Origin of the sequence: Streptomyces sp. NPDC006372, assembly GCF_040612515.1 — a bacterium.
Lineage (GTDB): Bacteria > Actinomycetota > Actinomycetes > Streptomycetales > Streptomycetaceae > Streptomyces.
Genome location: NZ_JBEXQJ010000059.1, coordinates 24,722 through 30,721, shown reverse-complemented (window position 1 = coordinate 30,721; position 6,000 = coordinate 24,722). Strand labels below are relative to the sequence as shown.

Below are 6,000 nucleotides of genomic sequence, written 5' to 3'. Positions count from 1 at the left end.
CGTGCCGCCCTTAGCGGCACGATTGCCCGCAGCCAAGCGGACGGGTGGCCCGCAGCAGCGGCCGGCGGCAGCCGAGCCACGACGCGCCCGCACCGCCGGGCTGCGCACCCACCCCGACCCCAGCAGCAACGCCCAGCACCTCACAACGCCGCGCGCGCGTACTCCGCCAACCCCGCCGTCACCAACTCCGCATTGGACCCGGCCCGCCGCCCGTCCGGCAGTACCAGCACATCCTCCAGCCCGACCCGCGTGGCCAACCCCAATCGCCCCGCAACCCGCAGCACCGGCCACGCACCCCCGTCCTCCCCGTGCAACAGCACAGGGCGCCCATGTGCGGACCCCAGATCGGACAACACCCGCCGCGCGGAAGCCACGGCAGTCGACGGATCCGTGTCCGTCACCTCCGCCAGCACCCGCACCACCCTCGGCCCCGACGCAGACACGGCGAACCGCTCGGCCCCGTCCGTCCCCGACCAGATGCCGGCCTCCACCCCCACCCCCAGCTCGAGAAGCGCGGCAGCCACCTCCTCCGCGCCCTCCTCATGCCAGTTGACCGAAGCATGGTCGGGCAGAACGGGCAGCGCCGCCCAACTCCGCACACGCTTCAGCCGCTCGGCGGGGTCGGGCTCTGCCCACGCCCCCGTGGTCACCCCCACGGGAACCCGCACCCGCGCCCTGATCGCCTCCAGTGTCGTCGCCAGCACCCGCGGCGACATCGAATCCCGCCCGCACGGCGTCTTGGGATGGACATGGATGTCCGTGGCCCCGGCGGCGACCGCCTCGGCCGCCGAGGCGGCCATCGAATCGGGCGTCAGCGGCACGGCAGGACCGTCGGCGGCCACCCGCGCCCCGTTGAGACACACCTGCACCATGCCTCGATGGTGCCAGTCACCACTGACAGTCGGCTCGCCCCACGACAGTGGGGGTGCGGCATCCCCGGCGCACCCCCCGCGCACCCGCATTCGTCAAGCCGACACCAACAGCCTCGCCCGCCTGGCGTACGCCAGGGCCTCGGGCGTGAGCACGGGACGCGGTACCAGGATTCCGCAGTCCGTGCAGACCGGACCGGTCGAGGGTTCGTGGTCCAGGTCGTACCTCCAGGCGAGTCGCTCCCCGCCACACACCGGGCATTCCGCGCCCGGCTCGCGCTCCAGTGCGGCGATCAGCCGGCGCAGTACCTCGGCCAGCGGTTCACGGGGATGGACCGTCGGATCGTCGCACCACGCCACGCCGAACCCGCCCCAGGTCAGCCGGTGCCAGTCGTCCACGCTGCCCGGCCGGCGCAGTCCGTCGTGCTTCTCCTTCTTGCGGCGCTCGGCGAACTCGACCTCATAGGCCAGCCAGACCGCCCGCGCCTCCTCCAGTTCGTCCAGTGCGGCCACGAGCCGCGCTGGATCGGGGGACCGGTCCTCGGGACCGAACCCTGCCCGGGAGCACAAATGGTCCCAGGTCGCCCTGTGCCCGTAAGGGGCGAACCTCTCAAGGCACTTGCGCAGCGAATAGCGCCGCAATGCCAGGTCGCACCGCGGATCGCGGACCTGTCTCGCCAGACTCCGGAAACCGGCCATCGTCCTGCACCTCCGTCACACCTGCACCTGTAATCCGGTCACTTCGGCGTCGTCGTACGGACGTCGCCGAATAGACGTATCGACAAGCGAATCGGCTCCATCCGATTTCAAATGCCCTCCATAAGCCATCTGAAGAGGCTCGCCGGTCGACTGCCGTGGTCCGTGTGCCTGTTGTGCTGACTCCAAAAAGTGACGCCTGTTCATCTTCAATCCCGGGGATACCGGCGGTAACATCCCGGCCACCCCCACGGGAGGAGCCCCCCATGCCACGGCGTCACCCACGCACCGTTCTCGACAGAATGAGAACTCCCCGCGGAATCCCCGGGTTCCTGAAGACCGCATCCGTATGCGCGCTGATCGCCGGTCTTTTGTCGCCACTGTCGCAGGCGGCCGCCTCCGAAACGGCGAACACGCAGGCCGCGGCGGCTGCGAACGACTACTGCGGCAGCCAGTGTTCGGACATCCTCCCGCCCGGCCAGAACGGCAACGCCACCCTCGCTCAAATCCTCCTGAACCAGGCATTCGGTACGCAGCCCGAACACGCGGAGGACCAGCTCGGGCCCTACGCCGACCTCGCCAAGGGGCACACCGGGCTCACCAACGACAAGATCAACACTTTCTTCAACGACGCCTCCTTCGGGGTCCCCGCCGACCAGGTCGCCTCCACGCTCAAGCCCGCCGGGCGCAGTGACGTGACGATCGTCCGGGACAAGAAGGCCGGTGTGCCGCACATCACCGGTACCACCAGGTACGGCACGGAGTTCGGGGCCGGCTACGCGGCGGCCCAGGACCGGCTGTGGCTCATGGACGTCTTCCGGCACGTCGGGCGCGGTCAGCTGACCTCGTTCGCCGGCGGCGCACCCGCCAACCAGGGGCTGGAACAGCAGTTCTGGCGCCACGCCCCCTACTCCGAGGCCGACCTCCAGGCGCAGATCGACAACGCCATCGCCACCAACGGCGAACGCGGCAAGCAGGCCCTCGCCGACGCCAAGGCCTACCTCGACGGCATCAACGCCTACATCGACGCCTCCGACAGCGGCCGTTACTTCCCCGGCGAGTACGTCCTCACCGGGCACAAGGACTCGGTCACCAACGCCGGCACCATCGAGCACTTCAAGATCACCGACATGGTCGCGCTGGGCTCCGTCATCGGCGCGCTGTTCGGCTCCGGCGGTGGCGGCGAGGTCAACAACGCGCTCTCCCTGCTCGCCGCCCAGGAGAAGTACGGCGTCGCGGAGGGTGCAAAGGTCTGGGAGTCCTTCCGGATGCGCAACGACCCGGAGGCCGTCCTCACCGTCCAGGACGGCAGCTTCCCGTACGCGACCAAGCCGGACGATCCGCAGGGCACCGCCATCCCCGACGCCGGCTCGGTCGAGCCCGAACCGCTCGTCCACGACCGCACGGGCAGCGCCGCCTCCGCCGGCGCCACCGGCGCGTCCGGCGAGGCGGCCCGAACGGCCGTGTCGTCCGCCAGGCGCGGCATGTCCAACGCCCTCGTGGTCAGCGGCGAGCACACCGCCAGTGGCCACCCGGTCGCCGTGTTCGGCCCCCAGACCGGCTACTTCGCCCCGCAACTGCTGCTGCTCCAGGAGCTCCAGGGGCCGGGCATCAGCGCCCGCGGCGCCTCCTTCGCGGGCCTGAGCATGTACGTCGAGCTCGGCCGCGGCCAGGACTACGCGTGGAGTGCCACGACCTCCGGCCAGGACATCATCGACAGCTACGCCGTCGAACTGTGCCAGGACGACTACCACTACCTGTACCGCGGCACCTGCACGCCGATGGAGAAGATCGAGCAGAAGAACGCCTGGAAGCCGACCACCGCAGACGGCACCGCGGCCGGCTCGTACACGATGCGCGTCTGGCGCACGAAGTACGGACCCGTCGAGTCCCGCGCGACGGTCGGCGGCAAGAAGGTCGCCTACACCTCCCTGCGCTCCTCCTTCCTGCACGAGGCCGACTCCATCATCGGCTTCCAGATGCTGAACGACCCCGAGTACGTCAAGGGTCCGGAGTCCTTCCAGAAGGCCGTGCAGCACATCAACTACACCTTCAACTGGTTCTACGCCGACTCCCAGCACACCGCCTACTACAACAGCGGCGACAACCCGGTACGCGCGAACGGCGTCGACGCCGAGTTCCCGGTGTGGGCGCGGCCGGCCTACGAGTGGCGGGGCTGGGACCCGGCGACCAACACGGCCGACTACACAGCGCCCTCCGCCCACCCCAACTCCGTCGACCAGGACTACTACGTCTCCTGGAACAACAAGCAGGCCAAGGACTACACGGCCGCGCCCTGGGGCAACGGCTCCGTGCACCGCGGCAACCTCCTCGAGGACCGGGTGAAGAAGCTGGTCCAGAAGGGCGGCGTGACCCGGGCCTCGCTGGTGCGGGCCATGGCGGACGCGGCCCTCGCCGACCTGCGCGCCGAGGACGTCCTGCCCAAGCTGCTGAAGGTGATCAACAGCGCACCGGTCACCGACTCGGCCGCGGCCGCGGCCGTGAGCAAGCTCCAGGCCTGGGTGGCGGCCGGCGGCAAGCGCACCGAGACCTCCGCCGGCTCCAAGAAGTACGCCGACGCCGACGCGATCCGCATCCTGGACGCCTGGTGGCCGCTGCTGGTCAAGGCCGAGTTCGAACCGGGCCTCGGCAGCGAGTTCTACGAGGCCATGGCCGCCAACCTCCCCGTCGACGAGTCCCCGTCGGCCGCGCACGGACCCACCGGCGCGCACGCCGGAAGCTCCTTCCAGTACGGCTGGTGGAGCTACGTCGACAAGGACATCCGGGCCGTGCTCGGTGAGCAGGTGCGGGGACCGCTGGCCCGCGAGTACTGCGGTGACGGCAACCTCGGCGCCTGCCGGGACAGCCTCGTCAGCACCCTGAAGGAGGCGGCCGGCAAGACCGCGGCCCAGGTCTACCCCGGCGACGACGTGTGCTCGGCGGGCGACCAGTGGTGCGCCGACTCGATCAACCACCGCACCCTCGGCGGCATCAAGCACGGCAAGATCAGCTGGCAGAACCGGCCGACCTACCAGCAGGTCGTGGAGTTCACCTCGCACCGGTGACGCAGGGGCCGGCGGCGGGTCAGCGGACGCGACCCGCCGCCAGCACCAGCCGGGCCAGCTCCTCGTGCAGGATGTCGCTGTGCGCGCCGGCCGGGGGTCCGCCGCGTCTGACCACGGCCGCCGCGTCGACGTTCACGCACCCCGAGACGGGCAGCCTCGTCCGCAGGGCCTCGGCGAGGCTGTACGCGCGCGTGCCCGACACCGCCTGCGTCCCGCCGTAGCCCATCGCACCCCACTTGGCGCCCAGGGCCCGCCCGAGGTCGAGGCCGGCGGCCGACCGGCTGTCCCCCGCCATGCGCGAGGCCAGCGGATACATCGTGCCGAGGGCCGAGTCGTGCCGGGAGTGGCAGCACACCAGGGGACCGTCGACGCGGTTCTGCTGGCCTTGGAGCACCCCTCCCGCCCGGGCGTCGTGGGGCAGCCGGGCCGCGAACGCGTAGTGGGAGAACGCCCCTTGGAGCAGGGTCACCGACTTCACCGTGCGCACGCCCTCGGGCAGGCCGCGCAGCGCGAACGACACCAGCCGCGCGCCGAAGCTGTGCCCGACGAGGTGCACCCGCACGCCCGGCGCGGCCTGCGCGAGCTGCCCGACCACCCGGCCGAGACCACGCTCACCGACGGTCCCCGCCCGCCGTTTCATCGCGTAGTACGTGGCCTGCCGCAGCAGTTCGTGCGCACCGTCCCAGGGGTTCGGGAGCCGGAACCCGCGCTGCGCCCCGGACGCCTCCAGTCCCGCGAGCGCCCGCGCGAACTCCTCGCAGGCGGCCGCCGTGGACCCGGCCACCATCTCCGGCTCGCTCTGCGGCACCCCCTCCGCCACCGTGTCCGCCGCGAACAGCGCCTGCGGTCCCGGCGCCACGACCTCCACCAGCAGCCGCACCAGCCGCCCGAACTCTTCCAGCTCGGCCTCCTCCGGCGGCTGCTGTTCCAGCAGCCGCGCGATCTGGTCGACCAGGATGGCCCGGCCAGGGAAGGTCTCCAGCAGTGCGTGCCGGGTGTCCTTGTCGAGCACCGGGCGCGGGGGCGCCTCGGCCGCCACGGCCCGGGGCAGGTCCGGGATCGGCTCGTCGGAGAACCGCATCGCCGGCCACAGCACCCCGACGTACCCGATCCGGGCCGCCGGGGCCAGCCGCGGAACGGGCGCGAAGAAGCGGTCGTAGAGGCGGGTGGCGCTCGAACGGTCGTTGTTCCAGCCGTGCGCGAAGACGATCAGGTCGCGCACCTTCCGTTCGGTCACCCCCGCGAGCAGCCGGTCGCGGGGGCGGCGCGCCGGGTCCCCGTCCGCGTCGAAGGTCAGCTCCCAATAGGGAGTCACACTCATCGCCGGATCCGCCATGACAGGCCCCCTCGTCCCCCGGGTGACGCCGCGA

4 protein-coding genes are annotated in these 6,000 nt (G+C 71.3%); 1 reads left to right on the top strand and 3 read right to left on the bottom strand.

The window, feature by feature from the left end:
• Positions 1-140: 140 nt before the first annotated feature.
• Both ABZ016_RS41235 and ABZ016_RS41230 read right to left on the bottom strand, forming a co-directional pair.
• Positions 141-872 (bottom strand): 3-keto-5-aminohexanoate cleavage protein, encoded by a 732-nt coding sequence (locus ABZ016_RS41235; RefSeq protein WP_356921919.1) that lies wholly within the window; start codon positions 870-872, stop codon positions 141-143.
• Positions 873-965: 93 nt separating this feature from the next.
• Positions 966-1,568 carry a hypothetical protein gene (locus tag ABZ016_RS41230; protein WP_356921918.1) on the bottom strand — a complete coding sequence of 201 codons (603 nt, stop codon included), beginning with the start codon at positions 1,566-1,568 and terminating at the stop codon, positions 966-968.
• 263 nt (positions 1,569-1,831) lie between these two features.
• Between ABZ016_RS41230 and ABZ016_RS41225 the strand changes: the two genes are divergently transcribed.
• Complete coding sequence (locus ABZ016_RS41225) at positions 1,832-4,630, top strand: penicillin acylase family protein (protein ID WP_356921917.1); 2,799 nt, start codon at positions 1,832-1,834, stop codon at positions 4,628-4,630.
• A gap of 19 nt (positions 4,631-4,649) precedes the next feature.
• On the opposite strand, the gene ABZ016_RS41220 is transcribed toward ABZ016_RS41225, so the two are convergent.
• The gene (locus ABZ016_RS41220) at positions 4,650-5,966 is read right to left on the bottom strand and encodes a serine-threonine protein kinase (protein ID WP_356921916.1); all 1,317 of its coding nucleotides are present in this window, start codon (positions 5,964-5,966) and stop codon (positions 4,650-4,652) included.
• Positions 5,967-6,000: the final 34 nt, after the last annotated feature.